19 protein-coding genes and 4 tRNA genes are annotated in these 16,980 nt (G+C 56.7%); 6 read left to right on the forward strand and 17 right to left on the reverse strand.

Annotation, left to right across the window (positions count from 1 at the left end; translation table 11 throughout):
* Entirely contained in the window at positions 1-564 is a 564-nt protein-coding gene (locus SMC3_RS03055; protein WP_207799647.1) for a uracil-DNA glycosylase, read from the forward strand.
* 34 nt (positions 565-598) lie between these two features.
* Here the strand turns inward: SMC3_RS03055 and SMC3_RS03060 are convergent, their stop codons facing one another.
* Both SMC3_RS03060 and ndk read right to left on the reverse strand, forming a co-directional pair.
* The gene (locus tag SMC3_RS03060) at positions 599-1,021 is read right to left on the reverse strand and encodes a MarR family winged helix-turn-helix transcriptional regulator (RefSeq protein ID WP_165846533.1); all 423 of its coding nucleotides are present in this window, start codon (positions 1,019-1,021) and stop codon (positions 599-601) included.
* 42 nt (positions 1,022-1,063) lie between these two features.
* Positions 1,064-1,501 carry a nucleoside-diphosphate kinase gene (gene ndk, locus SMC3_RS03065; protein ID WP_119086895.1) on the reverse strand — a complete coding sequence of 146 codons (438 nt, stop codon included), beginning with the start codon at positions 1,499-1,501 and terminating at the stop codon, positions 1,064-1,066.
* Between the two features lie 340 nt (positions 1,502-1,841).
* Here ndk and SMC3_RS03070 point away from each other — a divergent pair, with 340 nt between their 5' ends.
* Positions 1,842-2,669 carry a phospholipase D-like domain-containing protein gene (locus SMC3_RS03070; protein WP_207799648.1) on the forward strand — a complete coding sequence of 276 codons (828 nt, stop codon included), beginning with the start codon at positions 1,842-1,844 and terminating at the stop codon, positions 2,667-2,669.
* Between the two features lie 64 nt (positions 2,670-2,733).
* Here SMC3_RS03070 and SMC3_RS03075 read toward each other — a convergent pair whose 3' ends face one another.
* Positions 2,734-3,939 carry an NAD(P)/FAD-dependent oxidoreductase gene (locus SMC3_RS03075; RefSeq protein ID WP_119086897.1) on the reverse strand — a complete coding sequence of 402 codons (1,206 nt, stop codon included), beginning with the start codon at positions 3,937-3,939 and terminating at the stop codon, positions 2,734-2,736.
* A 15-nt stretch (positions 3,940-3,954) separates the two neighbouring features.
* Positions 3,955-4,113 (reverse strand): rubredoxin, encoded by a 159-nt coding sequence (locus tag SMC3_RS03080; protein ID WP_119086898.1) that lies wholly within the window; start codon positions 4,111-4,113, stop codon positions 3,955-3,957.
* Between the two features lie 177 nt (positions 4,114-4,290).
* Between SMC3_RS03080 and iorA the strand changes: the two genes are divergently transcribed.
* Both iorA and SMC3_RS03090 read left to right on the forward strand, forming a co-directional pair.
* Positions 4,291-6,165: an indolepyruvate ferredoxin oxidoreductase subunit alpha gene (gene iorA / locus SMC3_RS03085; RefSeq protein ID WP_119089812.1), complete on the forward strand. Its 1,875-nt coding sequence runs from the start codon at positions 4,291-4,293 to the stop codon at positions 6,163-6,165.
* The gene (locus tag SMC3_RS03090; RefSeq protein ID WP_165846534.1) at positions 6,162-6,755 is read left to right on the forward strand and encodes an indolepyruvate oxidoreductase subunit beta; all 594 of its coding nucleotides are present in this window, start codon (positions 6,162-6,164) and stop codon (positions 6,753-6,755) included. The genes iorA and SMC3_RS03090 overlap by 4 nt, the downstream gene beginning before the upstream one ends.
* A 21-nt stretch (positions 6,756-6,776) precedes the next feature.
* On the opposite strand, the gene SMC3_RS03095 is transcribed toward SMC3_RS03090, so the two are convergent.
* Entirely contained in the window at positions 6,777-7,379 is a 603-nt protein-coding gene (locus SMC3_RS03095; protein WP_119086899.1) for a histidine phosphatase family protein, read from the reverse strand.
* A 77-nt stretch (positions 7,380-7,456) separates the two neighbouring features.
* Between SMC3_RS03095 and scfA the strand changes: the two genes are divergently transcribed.
* On the forward strand, positions 7,457-7,624 hold the full coding sequence (gene scfA / locus SMC3_RS03100; protein WP_119086900.1) for a six-cysteine ranthipeptide SCIFF: 168 nt from the start codon (positions 7,457-7,459) through the stop codon (positions 7,622-7,624).
* A gap of 3 nt (positions 7,625-7,627) precedes the next feature.
* Entirely contained in the window at positions 7,628-9,013 is a 1,386-nt protein-coding gene (scfB, locus tag SMC3_RS03105) for a thioether cross-link-forming SCIFF peptide maturase (protein ID WP_119086901.1), read from the forward strand.
* A gap of 139 nt (positions 9,014-9,152) precedes the next feature.
* Here the strand turns inward: scfB and SMC3_RS03110 are convergent.
* The 12 genes from SMC3_RS03110 to SMC3_RS09695 form a co-directional block, all read right to left on the reverse strand.
* Positions 9,153-9,228: transfer RNA gene (locus SMC3_RS03110), tRNA-Phe, on the reverse strand.
* A gap of 78 nt (positions 9,229-9,306) precedes the next feature.
* Positions 9,307-9,381 (reverse strand) — tRNA-Val (locus tag SMC3_RS03115).
* A gap of 23 nt (positions 9,382-9,404) precedes the next feature.
* Positions 9,405-9,489, reverse strand: a tRNA-Leu gene (locus tag SMC3_RS03120).
* An 18-nt stretch (positions 9,490-9,507) separates the two neighbouring features.
* Positions 9,508-9,732: a preprotein translocase subunit SecG gene (gene secG / locus SMC3_RS03125; protein ID WP_126850780.1), complete on the reverse strand. Its 225-nt coding sequence runs from the start codon at positions 9,730-9,732 to the stop codon at positions 9,508-9,510.
* Between the two features lie 65 nt (positions 9,733-9,797).
* Positions 9,798-10,988, reverse strand: a complete 1,191-nt coding sequence (locus SMC3_RS03130; protein ID WP_119087315.1) for a phosphoglycerate kinase — start codon at positions 10,986-10,988, stop codon at positions 9,798-9,800.
* 11 nt (positions 10,989-10,999) lie between these two features.
* The gene (gap, locus tag SMC3_RS03135) at positions 11,000-12,007 is read right to left on the reverse strand and encodes a type I glyceraldehyde-3-phosphate dehydrogenase (protein WP_119087316.1); all 1,008 of its coding nucleotides are present in this window, start codon (positions 12,005-12,007) and stop codon (positions 11,000-11,002) included.
* A gap of 96 nt (positions 12,008-12,103) precedes the next feature.
* Complete coding sequence (locus tag SMC3_RS03140; RefSeq protein WP_119087317.1) at positions 12,104-13,363, reverse strand: hypothetical protein; 1,260 nt, start codon at positions 13,361-13,363, stop codon at positions 12,104-12,106.
* Complete coding sequence (gene whiA / locus SMC3_RS03145; RefSeq protein ID WP_119087318.1) at positions 13,353-14,225, reverse strand: DNA-binding protein WhiA; 873 nt, start codon at positions 14,223-14,225, stop codon at positions 13,353-13,355. The genes SMC3_RS03140 and whiA overlap by 11 nt, the downstream gene beginning before the upstream one ends.
* 6 nt (positions 14,226-14,231) lie before the next feature.
* Positions 14,232-15,542: a gluconeogenesis factor YvcK family protein gene (locus tag SMC3_RS03150; RefSeq protein WP_119087319.1), complete on the reverse strand. Its 1,311-nt coding sequence runs from the start codon at positions 15,540-15,542 to the stop codon at positions 14,232-14,234.
* Entirely contained in the window at positions 15,539-16,408 is an 870-nt protein-coding gene (rapZ, locus tag SMC3_RS03155; RefSeq protein ID WP_165846536.1) for an RNase adapter RapZ, read from the reverse strand. The genes SMC3_RS03150 and rapZ overlap by 4 nt, the downstream gene beginning before the upstream one ends.
* Positions 16,409-16,466: 58 nt before the next feature.
* Positions 16,467-16,554: transfer RNA gene (locus tag SMC3_RS03160), tRNA-Ser, on the reverse strand.
* A 97-nt stretch (positions 16,555-16,651) separates the two neighbouring features.
* Positions 16,652-16,980 (reverse strand): aminoacyl--tRNA ligase-related protein (locus SMC3_RS09695; RefSeq protein ID WP_320409441.1); only part of this gene is annotated, 329 nt, incomplete at its 5' end.

Genomic DNA, 16,980 nt, shown 5'->3' on the forward strand with positions numbered 1-16,980 from the left:
TTGAAAGAGACTCTCCTGGCTTCAATTGCCGAAGAGGTAATGTCCTGTCAGAACTGCAAGCTAGGGGCCACCCGGACGAAGGCTGTCCCAGGCGTCGGATCAGCCCATGCCCACATCTGTTTTGTGGGTGAAGGTCCGGGGCGTGAGGAGGACTTGTCGGGGATTCCATTTGTCGGGCAGGCGGGACGTTTGCTGGACAGGATGTTGATAGCCGAGGGGCTGAGTCGCAGAGACTGCTACATATGCAATATCGTGAAGTGCAGGCCCCCGAACAACCGAGTGCCGGAGCCTTCTGAGGTAGCTGCCTGCTCGCTCTACCTCTATGCCCAGTTGGCCATTGTGGAGCCAGAGATCATCTGCCTCCTTGGCAATACGGCGCTGCGCTTCTTCTTTGGCGAACAATACTCCATCGGGCAGGTGCGCGGCACGATTCTGGTCAAGGATGAACAGCGTTTCATGCCCATATATCACCCAGCCGCGGCCCTAAGGAATCCTCAGTACGTGCAGGTCATCCAGAGCGACCTGCGAAAACTTGCCGCCTTGATTCAGCGGACGGTGGACTAGGTTCAACCAGATCCGGGGGATAGTGGACGCAGTATTACTTGCACGACTCCACGAATTCGGTCAGCATGGCCACAAGGGAGTTGGCTGACCCGGGCTTCATATTCTTCGTTACCTCCTGCACGCTCTGGATACGCTGCCGGATGACTTTCCGGATGATCGAGGCTCCCTGCTTCGTGCACTTCAGGACGACCTGCCTCTTGTCCAGTATGTTCTGTGTCTTGGTGACATAGGCGAGTTCGACGAGGCGATCGACCATCTCTGAGACCGTGGACGCAGCGAGGCCCGTGAGATGTGTGAGGTCTTTGACGTTGACGGCCTCACCAAAGTAGACAAGCTGGAGGACCTGAAACTGGGGCAGCGTGATTTTCACGCTTGACAGTGCATCGCGCCCCTTCTTCTTGATCCAGTATGAGATGTCGCGTAGCAGGGATTCTAGTTCAGTAGCTGTCTCCCTCATGGTTTCCGTACCCCTCTCTGGTTGATTTTTGATTCCAGGCATCTATTCGTGTTCAGTGCCGAGAGTCGCATGAGAGCTCCCAAAGACAAGCACCAACTCTCGTTCTGCATCGCTTGAGGATGCGGACGCATGTACTACATTCTCGGTCAGTTGAGTGGAGAAGTCTGCTCGAATCGTTCCGGGCAGTCGGTCTTCGGGTCGGGTTGCCCCGATCGTTGTTCGAACAAGCGCTATTGCGTTGGGCGACTCGATTTGAAGGGCAACGACGGGGCCGGATGTCATGAACGAAAGCAGGACGGGAAAGAAGTCACGGCCATCGTGTTCAGCATAGAAGGTCCGCGCGAATGCATCGTCCATGCGAAACATCCGCATGTTCGAGATCACAAGGCCTTTCTGCTCGATGCGCGCTATGACCAAACCGATGAGACCGCGGCGTACGCCGTCCGGTTTCACCATCAGGAGTGTTCGCTCGCTAGTCACTTCGATTTCCTCCAGGAAGAGCTATTCGTGCAGGATTGCGGGTAAAAGTGCTTCGCTTCCCGTCCAATTGTAGCCGTTTCTCGCTGCTGCGCAACGTTTTTCTGACATGGCAAACAAACGCCCCACTTGCCAGACGCTGTCGGCCTGATATCATCTAAGGATGTCAGGAAAAGGGACTAAGTGGTTCACTGTACTTATCGCGGCACTGCTGGCGGCCGCATTAGGGCTCGGCTGGATGGGTTTTCGAGACGCCGCGCCTGCTTCTGTTACTCCGGTCGTATCTCTGGGTGCCGAGGCCCTTTGTGTCGTGACACCTAGTGAACAGGTGCGGAGCCTTGTCGTGGATGACATTCTGAACGCACGAAAGTCGGTTCTGGTGGAGTGCTATCTCATCTCTGACCCTTCGATTGTTCAGGCGTTGCAGACTGCCAAGCTGCATGGATGCGATGTACGAGTCCTCATGGAGGAAGCGCCGTTCGGGGGGTTCTCCATGAACCAGACCGTTCGCAACGAGCTGAGAAGCGCCGGCATCGACGCCAACTGGGGTAACAGGGTCTACTCGTTCACGCACGCCAAGTACATCGTCATTGACGAGGCCACTGCCTGGGTCATGACGGCTAATCTCAGTAAGAGCGCCTTTGACAACAACCGCGAAATTCTTATCAGGACTTCCAGTCAGAGCGTGGTGGAAGACCTGGTGCGCATTTTCTCGGCAGATCGACAGCGAAATCCGTGTGCTGCCGGGTCTCTTGTCGTCAGCCCTGTGAATGCTCGACAACGTCTTCTTGGCTTGCTGGGAGGAGCGTTCCACAGCGTGGACATCGCAAGCGAGGTACTCGATGACCCGGAGACGTGCAAGCTCTTGCAGGATCTCGCCGGGCGGGGAGTCATAGTGCACGTTCTGGTTGCAGCACCGGAGAGCATTGCCAGCAACGCTGTGACAAGATCGGAGCTGGAAGGGACAGGTGTCATCATCCGGTATCTCGAGACTCCGTATCTTCACGCGAAGTATGTCGTGGTGGACGGGCACCTGGCGTATGTCGGGTCGCATAATCTCAGCGCCGGCTCACTCGATGAGAACCGTGAAGTTGGAATCGTGACGGACGACAGCATGGTTGTCTCGACTCTCGAGACGACCTTCTCGGGCGATTGGGACTCAGGGATATAGAGACGCGCCCCGCAGTGGTGCGAGGCGCGTGTGAGGTCATTTGTTGCTCAGTCGCGGGCCAATGCTACATGCCGGCGAAATCCCAGTCAGGGTCAGTCAGTCGGTCCTGAAACGCCGTGAGATCTGTATGCGATCTTAGCGCCTGTTGTAGCTGGCGCGCTCCGTTCGTCGTTCCGTAGAGGATAATGCCGACGATGATGCCATTCTCCAGGACGATCTTGCGATAGACCTGTTGCGCCTGCGCCTGGATCACTTGGACGTGTTGTTCCAGGGTCGGATTGATGTTGCCCATGCTGAGGACGTCGATCCCGCAAGTCTTGAGCGAACTCGACATAATGCTTCCCTCGTACGTAGCTGTGCCGGGTGAAACCATGTTCTGAGCTGCAACCCTGGCTTGCTCCAGGCAGGGAGGGATGATACCGTAGACACGTCCGCGGTGCTCAACGACGTCGCCGGCGGCATAGACGTCAGGTGCAGATGTTTGCATCGAATCATCCACCTGAACGCCGCGTCCTGTGGCGATATCTGCTTCTCGAGCGACGGTGACGTTGGGACGGACTCCGGTTGAGAACAAAACGAACTCGCCTTGGGCGAGGCGACCGTCCTTGAGGAGGACGCCTGCCGTGCCGTGTTCCCCGGAGAGAATCTGCTGAGACTCGGCACCGAGCAGAGCAGTGACGCCTAACCCCTGGAGGTGTTCCACGAGCATTTCAGCCGAGCGTTCGTCGAGCTGGTTGGGCAATAGTCGGCTGGCGAACTCGATGACGGATGGTCTCATTCCTCGCTCTGCCAAAGCCCTCGCTGCTTCAAGGCCCAGCAGGCCCCCGCCCACGACAACCACGTTCGCATCTGGAACGATGCGCGCCAGCAAGGCATCTGCATCATCGAGTGTCCTGAGGGTGAAGACACCGACCTGGTCGGCGCCGGGCACGGACGGCACAAAGGGTGATGCTCCGTTTGCCAGCAACAGCTTGTCGTAGGAGATCGCAGTCCCGTCATCGAGCGTCACTTCGTGCTCTATGGCGTGCACGTGCATGATGCGGCGCCCACTGATGAGAGTTATCCTGTTTTCGCCATACCAGCTCGCCCCGTGCACACTAAGCTGGTCTTTGGACTTGCGACCGGCCAGGTACTCGATCAGGTCAGGGCGAGGATAATAGGCTACAGACTCAGCGTCGACGACCGTGATCTCCGAGGACAGATCAAGCTTTCGCAGGTGTTGTGCTGCGGTTGTGCCGGCAGCCCAGCCTCCTGCAATAAGGTACTTCATTGTGACGGTTGGCCGTCAGGCTTTTTCGAAAAGGTCCTTGGCGGCACCGCAGTCCGGGCAGATCCAGCTCGCTGGGAGATCCTCAAACTTGACGCCGGGGTTGATTTCCTGCGTGCTGTCACCGATGGCAGGGTCGTACACGTATCCACACACAGTGCAAATCCACTTCTCCATGACAGTTCCTCCTTGTGTCGAACGGTTGAGAAGAGGAAACCTCTTCTATATTTTTAGTGTATGGTGAAAGGCTCTTTCCTGCAAGTTGACAACCACATACGGGGCAATCGCTCTTTGACAGCTGAAGGGGGTGCGGTATGCTATAAAAAGAGCGTCTCAAAGAGGTCAGGAGGTGACATGAAATATCAAGCGTTAGTTGACGGTAAGACAGGGGATCACGAGCTGCTGCTTGGCAACGAAGCTGCTGTCCGTGGTGTTCTGGAAGCCGGCATCGGTGTAGCGGCCAGCTATCCTGGGACCCCGTCGTCAGAGATCGGGGACGTGTTCAGCATCGTGGCGAAAGCCTCAGGAGTGTACTTCGAGTACTCCGCGAACGAGAAGATAGCCCTTGAGGTCGCAGCAGCCGCTGCAGCAAGTGGTGTCCGATCCTTCACGTTTATGAAGCACGTTGGACTGAATGTTGCATCAGATTCCTTCATGACGACGGCATACGTAGGGACCAGGGCGGGATTCGTCGTCCTTTCCGCGGATGATCCATCGACGCACTCGTCACAGAATGAACAGGACAATAGATACTACGCGCGCCTCGCGAACGTGCCCATGCTGGAGCCCTCGAGTCCTCAGGAAACCAAGGACTACATGGTGGAGGCCTATAACATCTCGGAGAAACTGGAGCTTCCGGTTCTGTTTCGAACAACTACTCGTGTGGCTCATATGCGTGGCGACGTCGTTTTCGGCGATCGGAGGCCCGTCGTGAGGAGAGGGGTCTTTGAGAAGGACCCTGCAAGGTTTGTACCGGTGCCCGCCAACTCCTCGAAGATGCACGTTAAGCTGCTGGGTAAACTCGCCGAGGCTCGGCATCTCAGCGAAACGTCTTCGCTGAACCACGTTGTTGACGTAGGTGTCGGGGGACGGGCGGGGGTCGTTACAGTGGGCAGCGCGTTCAACTATGTCGTTGATGCCCTGAAGGAGCTTGGGCTTTCTGCTCGAGTGTTCAAGATAGGTTTCTCCTATCCGCTGCCGCTCGACAGGATCCGGGAGTTTGCTGCGGGCGTCAAAGAGCTGCTTGTCGTTGAAGAGCTGGAGCCTCTCATGGAAAACGATATCAAGGCCGATTTCCTGTCGCATGGCATCAGGACACCGGTATGTGGCAAGGAGGAACTCCTCGTGCCGCGCGTGCACGAACTCAATGTTGACGTTGTGGCAAAGGCATTGGCCAGTCACTTCGGGGTACCATTGCATGTGCCTGCTTCGGGCAAGGTGCAGCCCTGGTCGTCGCCCCTTCCGTCACGGCCGCCGGTCCTGTGTCCCGGGTGTCCTCATCGCGGATCGTACCTCGCTGTGCGCGGAGCTATACGTGAACGGGGGATTCCGGAACCTGTTTTTGCCTCCGACATCGGCTGCTACACGCTCGGTATGGCGGCTCCATTCAGCGCAGCGGACTATCTCCTGTCCATGGGATCGAGCGTTGGGACTGCTGGTGGCTTCGACGTGGCAACGGACCAGAGGGTCTTCTCGTTTATCGGTGACAGCACCTTTTTCCATGCCGGGCTGTCCGCTCTCGCAAGCGCCATTCACAACAAACATCGGTTTGTCCTGACTGTCTTGGACAACCGGACGACCGCGATGACGGGACATCAGCCCAATCCGTCCATGTTGACAGATGCTGTGGGTGATCCGGCACCAGCTATCAGCATTGAAGCGGTGGCAAAAGCAATGGGCGTTCCATTCGTGAAGGTTATCAACCCGTACAGGGTGGCCGAGGCTACCGAGGCCTACAAGGAAGCCATGCAGGTGGACGGCGTCGCCGTCATCGTGTCCAAGCAGGTTTGCAGCCTCCTCCTCGACCGTGCGAAGCGTGCAAAGGGGATCTGGCAGACGTTTCAGGTCGACTGCGATGTCTGTACGGGCTGTCTGACATGTGTACATGATGTTGCTTGCCCTGCTATCTTTGTGTCTGAAGGAAAAGCTGAGATCAACCAGGAGCTGTGCGACGCATGCGGCGTGTGCTCGCAGGTTTGTCCAGTGCATGCGATCGGGGTGAAGAAATGAGTTCACTGAATGTGTTCTTTGCCGGAGTCGGAGGTCAAGGGATTATCACTGGGGCCAGTATCATCGCACGGGCTGCCATTGCTGCTGGCGTGGATGCTGTCATGAGTGAGGTTCACGGCATGGCACAGCGAGGGGGCTCGGTTGTGTGTGAGCTTCGATTGGGAGACGTACACAGCCCGATGATCCCGGAGGGCGAGGCAGACCTCATCATTGGGTTTGAGCCAGTCGAGACGGTCCGGTCACTCACAAAGGGCAACCACCATACCGTTGTCATTACCGAGGTACGCCCGATCATTCCAGTGAGCGTCTCGCTGGGAGGTATAGCTTACCCTGCGGTGGAGGATCTCCTGGCCTATCTTCGCTCGCAGGTTGCGGCGGTCTACGCTGTACCTGCCGCTGCTATGGCCGAGGAAATCGGGTTGCCGCAGGCCGCGAACGTTGTCTTGCTGGGAGCAGCCATGGGAACCGGCCTGATTCCTCTGGAGCTTGGGACAATCCGGGATACGCTATCTCGTACAGTTCCGACAAAGGCCTTGGAGGCCAACTTCCGAGCACTGCAGGGGGGATTCGAGCTGACCCGGAAGGCTTAGAAAGGTCGCGAGGGAATCGAGCTAGGCGAGGTGGCAGGTCGAGTCGATGACTCTGGCCTGCCACTTGCTGGTCTTGGTCTCGAAGACCGAAATGCAGGCGTTTGGTTGGGTGAAGCTGTTATAGCTGCTGAGGGGAAGGTCCAGCAGAACGGACATGAGGACACGATTGAACCCTCCGTGGGCGACGACGAGCAATAGTTCTCCGGAATTGGATTCGACCATCGAACGCACCTTTTCGGCGCGGTGACCTACATCAGCCAGGGACTCGCCGCCATCTGGCCGGGCTTCCAGCGACTTGAGCTCCCATGCTGCCAGCGTTGTCGGGTACATGGCCCCTATTTCGTTCCACGTATGTCCCTCCCAGCCTCCGAACTCGATCTCCCGAAGCTCGGGCATGACAATGGGTGAGATGCCCAAATTGACACCCACGGGTTCCGCGATGGCGCGGGCCCGAGTCAGTGGACTCGTGAAGATCGTATCGAATTGAAGAGCCGAGAGAAATGCCACAGTCTTCACTGTTTGGGCAAGGCCATCGATGGACAACGGCGTATCGCGACTGCCCTGGACTTTGCCCTCCAGATTCCAGGTTGTTTCGGCGTGACGTACGAGATAGATGGTTTTCATGCTGGACCTCTTGACTTATGGCTGCTTATCGTTGATATTATGTGGACAAAATCTTGATTTGAGAAGGGAGTAACACTGTGAAGTTCATCAAGGTAGTAGCAACAAAGACCATTGACATCGACGATAAGTTTGCGAAGGCGTGTCGTGAGTGCCAGACTCCCTGCAAGTCCGCTTGTAAGACGTCCTCGACGGTGGGTAACCAAGTCTGCGAAACCAGGAAGAAGCCCGAGCGGTTCATCTGGTAGCTTGTGGCGCTCTCACGTATTCTACCCGCCTCGGCCCATCTCTTCGAGAGAGGCGGTTTTTTTGTGCTCCTGGACGTTCCCTCAGGGTCGATCTTCTCGCTTGACGAGCGAGTGTACGATTATCTTCAGGTGGTTCTCGCGGACCCTTCGACGGAAGGAGAGTCGGTCCAACGGTTGACAGGTCTGAACGCGCAGACAATCACCGAAATCGAAGGTGAACTCGAGCAACTTGTCGCTGCAGGATGTCTGTTCACGCAGGCAACACAGCCTACAGAGGACGGATCGGTGTTGACACTGAAGTCGCTGTGCCTTAACGTCGCGCATGAGTGCAATTTTTCATGCGTGTATTGTTTCGCTCATGGGGGTGACTACCATGGCGATACAACGTTAATGACACGGGAAGTTGCCCGCGCAGGAATCGATTTCCTTGTGCACGAGAGCGGTGTCCACCACAACGTCGAGGTCGACTTCTTCGGTGGTGAGCCGCTCATGAATTGGAACGTTGTCGTTGACACCATGGCGTACGCGCGATCTGCATATCCCCTGAAGAAATGGCGGTTCACGCTGACGACCAACGGCTCATTGCTTCGGGACGACATGTTCCCGGTGCTCGAGGCGAATGATGTGTCTGTTGTCCTCAGCCTGGACGGCGGCCGGAGGGCCAACGATGCCAACCGTGTCTTCAAGGACGGGCGTGGCACCTTCGATACCATCGTTGAACGGATACGGCACTTCACGCGAACGCGCGATGAAGGTGGCTACTTCGTGCGGGGAACGTATGCACGCAACACGCTGGCATTTGCCCAGAGCGTTCGAGAACTCCATAGCCTGGGGTTCAAGTACATCTCGATGGAGCCTGTCGTGCTTTCCGCAGACTCGGCTCTTGCCCTTCAGACAAGTGACCTGCCGGCAATTCGTGTCCAGTATGAGGAACTCATCGCGTACTTCCTGAGTGAACTGGGCTCAGGTGCGGGGTTTGATTTCTTTCACTTCAAGCTGGATCTCGAAGCAGGGCCATGCCTCAGCAAGCGCATCTATGGATGTGGCGCTGGTGTCGAATACATGGCTGTTGCTCCGAATGGGGACGTGTTCCCCTGCCATCAGTTTGACGGCGTTCAGGAGTACAGGATGGGCAATGTCCTCGTGAGGCCGGTCCTGAACCGCCCTGAACGGGTGACAGAGTTCGCTCACGCCAACTTTCTCTTTGCCAAAGAGGAGTGCGGCAGCTGCTGGGCGCGTTTCTACTGCAGCGGCGGGTGTCTTGCCAACAACTACGCGACCACTGGTACCCTCCTGAAACCGTATGCGCTCGGCTGCGCTGTCCAGAAGGAGCGGATCGAGGCTGCACTGGCGGTGAAAGCGGCGGAGTCTCCAGAGAACAAACCATAGCTAGTGCGTGGCTTGACAGCTTGAGGAAAGACCTGTTGCCGCCCGGTGCACAGAGCATTGTGGCGGCGATGGCTTTTCCGAACGTGGCAGACTGGGGAATGGTTTCATGGATCGAGACGATCGACCCTGGATATAAAAATGGTGCCGAGAGGCGGAATTGAACCGTCGACACGGGGATTTTCAGTCCCCTGCTCTACCAACTGAGCTATCTCGGCACTCTACTTCAAAGAAACCGCTCATCGCGCATTTCGCCCGATGAGCGGTCCCACCATCAAGCAACAATATCGCACTGCTGGTGGGCGAAACAGGATTCGAACCTGCGACTTCTTGCTTGTAAGGCAAGCGTTCTACCGCTGAACTATCCGCCCCTGGATTGTGGTATACATACTAGTGGTGCCGAGGGTGGGAATTGAACCCACACGGATTGCTCCATGCGCCCCTTAAACGCACGCGTCTGCCAATTCCGCCACCCCGGCACGAGGCTTGGTGCTTCCCTAGAACTTGAAGACTACCAGTGCCAGGGACAATACCACAAATGCGATGGATAGAACAACTGCAAGCCGGTCAAGGACAGCATCCTTGGGCTTGCGTGAGTGGAATATGGTTGCACTGCCTGAAATCGCGCCCAGTCCGCTGCCCTTGGGTTCCATGAACAGGATCGCAAGGATATCGCCGACTGCAACCAAAGCCATGACTATTTCCAAAACGGTTTTTAGCAACGTGAACCTCCGGTAACAAGAGGTATTATACGGAAAGCCGCTTCGATTTCAAGTGCCAAAGCGCACTAGTCCGCTGAATCGATGGCTTCGATGCCGGGAAGCTGCTTCCCTTCAAGGTATTCCAGGAACGCGCCGCCACCGGTGGATACATGCTTGAAATCATTCTGGAGGTTCAATGCGTCAATGACCGAGGCGGTCTCACCTCCGCCAGCAACGGTCAGAGCGTCTGATCTGGCCGCAATGACCCGTGCGAGAGACTTGGTGCCTTCTGCGAATTCGGCGATCTCGATGACTCCCATCGGTCCGTTCCAGATAATGGTATTGGCCTTCGCGATCTCTGCCTCGAATGCCTCGATAGTCTTTGGACCGATGTCCACACCGATCTGATCCGCGGGAATCTCTTCGATATCGACGATGTGGTGCGAACTTCCGGCCTTGATCTCGTTTGTGACAATGACGTCCACCGGGAGGAGGAGACGGGTGCCCTTTGCCTTGGCCGCTTCGATGATCTCGTCGGCGACCTTGAGGTAGTCTTCTTCCACAAGGGAGAACCCAATGGCGTATCCCATAGCCTTCAGGAAGGTGAACGCCATGCCGCCACCAATGAGGATCGCGTCGGTCTTGGTGAGCAGGTTCTTGATGAGGCCGATTTTGTCGGAGACCTTTGCGCCGCCCAGGATGGCAATGAACGGTTTCTTGGCAGATGTTGTGACCGTCTCAAGAACATCAATCTCCTTCTCGAGCAGGAAACCGGCTGCCGATGGAAGAAACTGTGGTACGCCGGCAACCGAGGTATCGGGCCGATGAGCAGTGGCAAACGCATCATCCACGTAGACGTCCGCGAGGGCGGCAAGCTTTTTTGCGAGTTCCTCGGAGCCGTTCTTCTCCTCTTTGAGGAACCGCACGTTTTCGAGCATGATGATGTCGCCTGGCTTGGCATTTGCAACAGCTTCCGTGACGTCGGGGCCGACAACAGAATTGAGCTTGTTGACCGGCTTGCCCAGCAGAGCGGATAGCCTCTGTGCTATCTTGTCCAACCGCAGCGATTCCACGATTTTTCCATCGGGACGACCCATGTGTGTCACGAGGATGATAGTGGCGTTCTTGTCGAGCAGGTACCGAATGGTCGGCAGTGTCTCGAGAATGCGCTTGTCATCGGTAATCGCTCCGTCCTTCGACATAGGGACGTTGTAGTCGACTCTCAGAAGCACTCTCTTGTTCTGAACGTCGAGATCCCTGATACTCCGCTTCGTCATCACGATACCTCCTAGTAGGATGCCTTCGTGACGATGAGCTTCGTAAGGTCAGCGACCCTTGCGCTATAACCCCACTCATTATCATACCAGCTCAGAACTTGCACGAGCGTGCCGCTCGATTTGGTGGAAAGGCCATCGACAATGCCCGAGTAGATCGTGCCACGGTAGTCGGAAGAGACAAGAGGTAGTTCATTGTACCCGAGGAAACCCTTCATCCTCTTCTCAGAAGCCTCTTTGAGGGCCGCGTTGATTTCTTCCCTGGTGGCTGGCTTGGTGAGAATGGCATCGAACACGGTGATGGAGACAGTTGATGTAGGAACGCGCAACGAGATACCATCCAGTTTGCCCTTCATCTCTGGAATGACCAGTGCGACGGCCTTGCTTGCGCCTGTCGTTGTGGGGATGATGTTAGTAGCAGCATTGCGGGCTCGGCGCAGGTCCTTATGCGGAGCATCGAGAATTCGCTGATCCAGCGTATAACTGTGGACGGTGGTCATGTAGCCCTTCTCGACACCCCAGTTGTCATTGAGTACTTTGACCACGGGAGCCAGCGAGTTTGTCGTGCAAGAGGCATTGGAGATGATACTGTGCTTGGATACATCGAGAAGGTCCTCGTTGACGCCCAGGACGATCGTAATATCTTCGCCCTTCGCAGGAGCGGTGATCAGGACTTTCTTGGCGCCAGCGGTTATATGTCCGCGAGCCTTATCAGCATCTGTGAACATTCCAGTCGATTCAATGACGATATCGATACCCAATTTTCCCCACGGCAGAGCAGCAGGATCTTTCTCACGAAAGATCTTGACTTCGCGGCCACCGATGACGATTGCGCCTTCCTTGCCCTCGATATCGATGTCCCAGGTACCGTAGTTCGAGTCATATTTGAGAAGGTGCGCCAGCGTCTGCTCATCCGCGATGTCATTGGCGGCAACAATCTCGAGCTCCGGGTAACGCGTGATGAGATGCTTCAATACTTGGCGGCCCACTCTGCCGAGTCCGTTGATCGCAATCTTTGCCATAGTCTACCTCCATGAGAAATTGGCCGCACCGGTTGAACCGGAACGGTAATGCATACACATGATACGCAAATGCTGCCAAAAGAAAATAGAAGGAAATTAATTGTTCCTGAAGTATCGAGCAGGGATTCCAAGTGAGAGACGATATTTGGCAACCGTTCGTCGACTGATGTGGATATCCTGGCTCGCAAGATGCTCCGCTATCTCCCGGTCGCTCATCGCTTTCGAGTCCGTGCCGGACTGGAGCAGCAGTGCCACTGCCTCTTTGGCCGGGGCCGCTGCGGTCTGCCATCGGTCCATCACCATTGAACGGAGTCTGAAGGTTCCACGCGGAGTCTTCACATACTTGCGACAAAGTGCGCGGACCATAACCGTTCTCGACATCCCGGTTGCCTGCATCAGGTGTTCCACCGGGACACGCGATGGGTGGTTCGACTGGTTGGCGAGGTACGGAGCAAGCAAAGCAATGAGAGTATCCCCCAGTTTCGCAAGTATCGCCGTGCGTTCCGCGATGGCATCGTCGATCCACCGGACTCTGGCGACCTCTGTGAGGACCTGCTTTCTCGCTTCAGGGTCCTTGCGGGCCGATGACACCACTACGGGGTCGACAGCGAGGTTCCAGGCAGGTCCGGGTACTGAGCACACGAGGGCTCCAGTCAGCGAATCCTGCTCGATAATGATGTCAGGCGCAATGATACGTGTTGGTCCAGATGTCATCCGCTTGGCGGGTTCAGGGTCCAGCATGGTGAGGATGCGCTGCAACGTGGCCGGATCACATTCCATCTCAAGTTTCCTGAGGCACGCGCGAATGACGCCTGGAGACACGGAGCGCTGACGCGTGCGCAGGAACTGCGCACAGGCAGCCACCGGAAGATCGGGGAGCACACGCGACATCTGCAGGGCAAAGGCATGGGCGACGTCTGTGGTGCCGAGTCCCGCAGGCTCCAGGGTCCGAATGGCGGCCAAGACCCGTCGAACCTCCGCAGTGGTAACATTGATCGAGAAGGCATAACGCGAAATCTGCTTCGTGAAGAAGCCGTGTTCGTCCAGATCCGAGGCGACGAATCGTGCACACTCCACCTGAGAATCGTCAATGAGATTCCTGTCCAGGAGCTCGTCGACTATCAACTCTGCAGGAGTGGAATCTACGAGGTCTGCAAAGCTGTCGAGGTCGCCATTCCATGTGTCATCGGATGTATTGGCCCGGGCATGCTTCTCGGCAACGATGCTGCCGGCAGCGAACCGATCCATGAGAGTTTCGAAATCGCTCAGGGGCTGCTCGAGAACCAGACCACGCGTGGCCAGATAGGATTTCTGGCGAAGGCTCAATTGCTGTCGCTGTTTCTGGCTACCGCGCATTTTGAAGAACCTTGGCGATGTGATAGTGGATGGTGCTCTTGGAGATACACCCGGGGATCTTGTCGGCGAGCTTTGACAGCGGGAGGTCGGGGTACCTCAGTCGTGCCTGCACGACTTCGATCGTGCGGGGTGAGAGACAGGTACGGTCAGTCCGATCGAAGGCCGCCCGCAATTCGTCGACAGCCCTCGTCTCACGCTGCAGATTGCCCAACTCCGCATTGACCGACCGGTTGACCTGATTGTCCATTTCCCTCTCCAGCTGCAGTTCTTCCAGGGACACCAGTGAGTTTGATGCTCCCCAGGCTGCGAGGAGAGACATGATGTCCTGGCGCGATTTGAGATAGGTGATCTCAGAAGCGCGACGGATCTGTGAGCCATGCGTCATACGGAGAGAAGTCAGCGAGCGTTCGACGAGCCGGCGCCCCACAGGCAGGGAGCAGCTGAATTCCAGATGTGTCCCTTGCACAGCGGCATACCCGGAGATGAGGAAGAAGCCCCTGGTGAATGCCGCCGCCGCGCGTTTCCCCCGAAGACGCCGCTCAAGCTGAGCGGGCTCCAGTGGATTGAGTCCAGAGAACAGTTGCTGTGCCTGAACGGGAGTAAGGTCGACGCTGAAACTGAGTTTATGACCGGCTCTCGAGAGAAGTGCCTGCCTAGGTTGCCAATTGGCCAGTGCACGGGAGGATAGAGAAAGCACGTAGCGCATGATAAAGGGACTCTTCGACGTAAAGGAGATCGACAGCGCTCCCCCATGGCGCAGAACTAGAGAGCTTCCACCATAGAGGGCTCCGGACAGTTCAAGCAGAGGATCGGTCGAAGGCAGCCCTGCCAGTTCCTGTTTGAGGAACTCGATCGTTGCCATTCGCTTCTACAGCCCGAGGAGCGACCTCAGTACGATGCGAAGCTTGTCTGGGTCGTGGCGAACGAGGCCATCGGCGGTTGAGCAGATATCGGCCTCGACGATCCATGGATGCTGACTCCTTGGGAGATCATTCAAGACGGGATTGACTCCGGCGGAAGCGTACCGCTCCAGCGTCTCGGCAGGGATAGGGGTGCTGCTCAGCAGGATCATGTCGATGCAAGACCGTCCAAGGACCTCTTCAACCTTGTGAAGGTGCATCCCCACGGTGTAGCCCTCTGTTTCTCCTCGTTCGGTCATCGCGTTCACGACCAGCACCTTTGTGGCTGAAGAGCGCACGATCGTGTCGGCGGTCGCCTCGATGGACAGCGGTGGTATCAGGCTTGTGAAGAGAGAACCAGGGCCGATGATGATGTAATCCGCCTGAGACAGCGCCTCGAGTGCGGGGACAAAGGGCTTGGCATGAGGTGGCAGTACTTCGATGGTGTCAATTGTCTTGCCTTGGAGGGGGACCTGGTCTTCGCCATCGATCGTCGTACCATCGGTGAAGTGTGCCCGCAATGAGATATTGTCCAGAGACATCGGCAGAACCCGGCCGGGCAACTGCATGAGTTCCGACAGCTCCTGCACTGCATCGCCGAAATTTCCCTTGATGTCGCTCAGAGCAGCGATCATGAGATTCCCGACGTTGTGGCCACCGATTCCTTCGAGCTGCTCTGGAAAACGATAGGCGAGGAGGCGGGCACTGCGTGTCGACTCACCTGCCATGGCGATGAGAGCGTTCCGGAAATCACCCGGAGGCAGCATTCCAGTGGTCTCACGCAGGCGTCCGGTACTTCCCCCACTGTCTGCCATCGTGACAATAGTAGTGAGCTTGACGTTCTCCGTTCGGAGTGACTCGATGATTGGCTTGATGCCGGTTCCCCCACCGATCACGACGACACGGGGAAGAGACTCGGCCTTGCGGTAGCGGTAGATCGTGCGCGCGAAAGATTCCCGGGGAATGGACCCAGTTACTGCAATCAGCAGAGAACGGGCGAGGAGGGTCGCCGCTAGAACCATGAGCCAGGCAGACGCCATCACGGCGATGCCGCACAGGACCGCGAAAACTGGAGAGACCGCGCCGGAAGGGAGGAAACGGCGAAGCACGTGCTGAACGGACGGCCGCAGGTTCAGCAGCCATGACGTGCCCGGCGTCTGAAGCAATCCGTCGATTGCGAGAACAAGAAGCGCTGTTCCCGCAACAAACAGCAAGAGGTACCTCTTGACGCGAATGCCGGGAACGAGCCAGTACCAGAGTGTCTGCCTGTGTCCCTTCACTTTTGGAGGTCCCGATGGAACACGTGTACCACTTTCGCCCGTGGCTTGAGGTGGTGGTAGAGCATGTTTGCGATCACAACAGAGCGATGTCTGCCACCTGTGCAGCCGATGCCGACTGTAAGGTAACTCTTTCCTTCTTCCTGGTAACGTGGAAGCACAAAGTCGACGAAGTCGGCCAGGCGAGTGAAAAACTGCCGGGCGTAGGGCTCGTGAAGGACATAGAGAATGACCCCCTTGTCGAAGCCTGTGCGATGTACGAGGTCTCCATTGTAGTATGGGTTGGGCAGGAAGCGAACGTCGAAGAGTAGATCCAGGTCGATCGGCAGGCCGTTCTTGTAGCCAAAGGAGACAATATTGACGGTGAGAGTCTGCGATTGCCGCGATCCAAGAATCGCCTCGCGAACGCGGTCCTTCAGTTCGCCAACGGTGAGATCGGTGGTGTCAATGATGACGCTCGACAGTCCCCGCACCTCTGCAAGCAGTTCTATCTCGTTCCTGATACTTTCGGAGACAGTGCTTCCAGGAAGTGGATGGCGCCTGCGTGTCTCGGAGAAGCGGTTCACCAGAACTCGGGATGACGCTTCCAGGAAGATGACACGAGGATGAATATCGCGCGCTCCGAGCCGCTGGAGCATAGAATGAAACTGGGTCTTGAACCCTGAGCTGCGTACATCAAGAGCCACCGCTATCTTGCTGATTCTACCATCAGTCTGTGAGGCGAGGTCCAGGAACTGGCTCATGAGAGAAATCGGGAGATTGTCCATGGCGTAGTACCCAAGGTCCTCAAGGTATCCCATGGTCTTCGTCTTGCCGGCACCACTCAGGCCGGTCACAATGACAAGGTCCAGACTAGAGACTAGTCCCACGCACGCCTCCCGTTTGTACTGTCGGTATGCCCGACAGGGCACTTCTGGGTAAATACAATGGCGGAGGGGAGAGGGTTTGAACCTCCGAAGGCGTTAACCTTGCCGCATTTCAAGTGCGGTGCCATCAACCGCTCGGCCACCCCTCCACACTCTGAAACAAGTCTACAGAACAATCCCCGGTTGTCAAAACGAGCCAGAAGGCTCGTATTGACAACCGGGGATTTCGCACTTGGCGGAACCTCGTCAGCGGATAACGTCGGTTCCCATGTATGGAATCAGTACATCTGGCACTCTAACGCTACCGTCTTCCTGCTGGTAGTTCTCCAGAATTGCAGCCATCGTTCTGCCAACAGCGAGTCCTGAGCCGTTAAGGGTGTGGACGAAGGCGATCTTGCCATCTTTGGTACGGTACCGGATGTTTGCCCTTCGTGCCTGAAAGTCTTCGAAGTTGCTGCAGGAGCTTATCTCGACATATCGATCCTGGCCGGGCATCCAGACCTCGGGGTCAAACTTCATTGCCGCCGCGAAGCCAAGGTCACCGGTGCACATCTTGCTGCGATGATACGGAAGGT

The sequence above is a fragment of the Candidatus Cryosericum hinesii genome (genome assembly GCF_003570985.1).
Classification (GTDB): domain Bacteria; phylum Caldisericota; class Caldisericia; order Cryosericales; family Cryosericaceae; genus Cryosericum; species Cryosericum hinesii.

Excerpts from the sequence above, each read along its gene's own strand:
- iorA (WP_119089812.1), top strand. The coding sequence starts at position 4,291 with ATGAAATATCAAGCGTTAGTTGACGGTAAGACAGGGGATCACGAGCTG.
- gap (WP_119087316.1), bottom strand. The coding sequence starts at position 12,007 with ATGGCAAAGATTGCGATCAACGGACTCGGCAGAGTGGGCCGCCAAGTA.
- SMC3_RS03080 (WP_119086898.1), bottom strand. The coding sequence starts at position 4,113 with ATGGAGAAGTGGATTTGCACTGTGTGTGGATACGTGTACGACCCTGCC.
- SMC3_RS03075 (WP_119086897.1), bottom strand. The coding sequence starts at position 3,939 with ATGAAGTACCTTATTGCAGGAGGCTGGGCTGCCGGCACAACCGCAGCA.
- SMC3_RS03140 (WP_119087317.1), bottom strand. The coding sequence starts at position 13,363 with ATGCGCGGTAGCCAGAAACAGCGACAGCAATTGAGCCTTCGCCAGAAA.
- SMC3_RS03060 (WP_165846533.1), bottom strand. The coding sequence starts at position 1,021 with ATGAGGGAGACAGCTACTGAACTAGAATCCCTGCTACGCGACATCTCA.
- SMC3_RS03090 (WP_165846534.1), top strand. The coding sequence starts at position 6,162 with ATGAGTTCACTGAATGTGTTCTTTGCCGGAGTCGGAGGTCAAGGGATT.
- SMC3_RS03095 (WP_119086899.1), bottom strand. The coding sequence starts at position 7,379 with ATGAAAACCATCTATCTCGTACGTCACGCCGAAACAACCTGGAATCTG.
- whiA (WP_119087318.1), bottom strand. The coding sequence starts at position 14,225 with ATGGCAACGATCGAGTTCCTCAAACAGGAACTGGCAGGGCTGCCTTCG.
- SMC3_RS03130 (WP_119087315.1), bottom strand. The coding sequence starts at position 10,988 with ATGACGAAGCGGAGTATCAGGGATCTCGACGTTCAGAACAAGAGAGTG.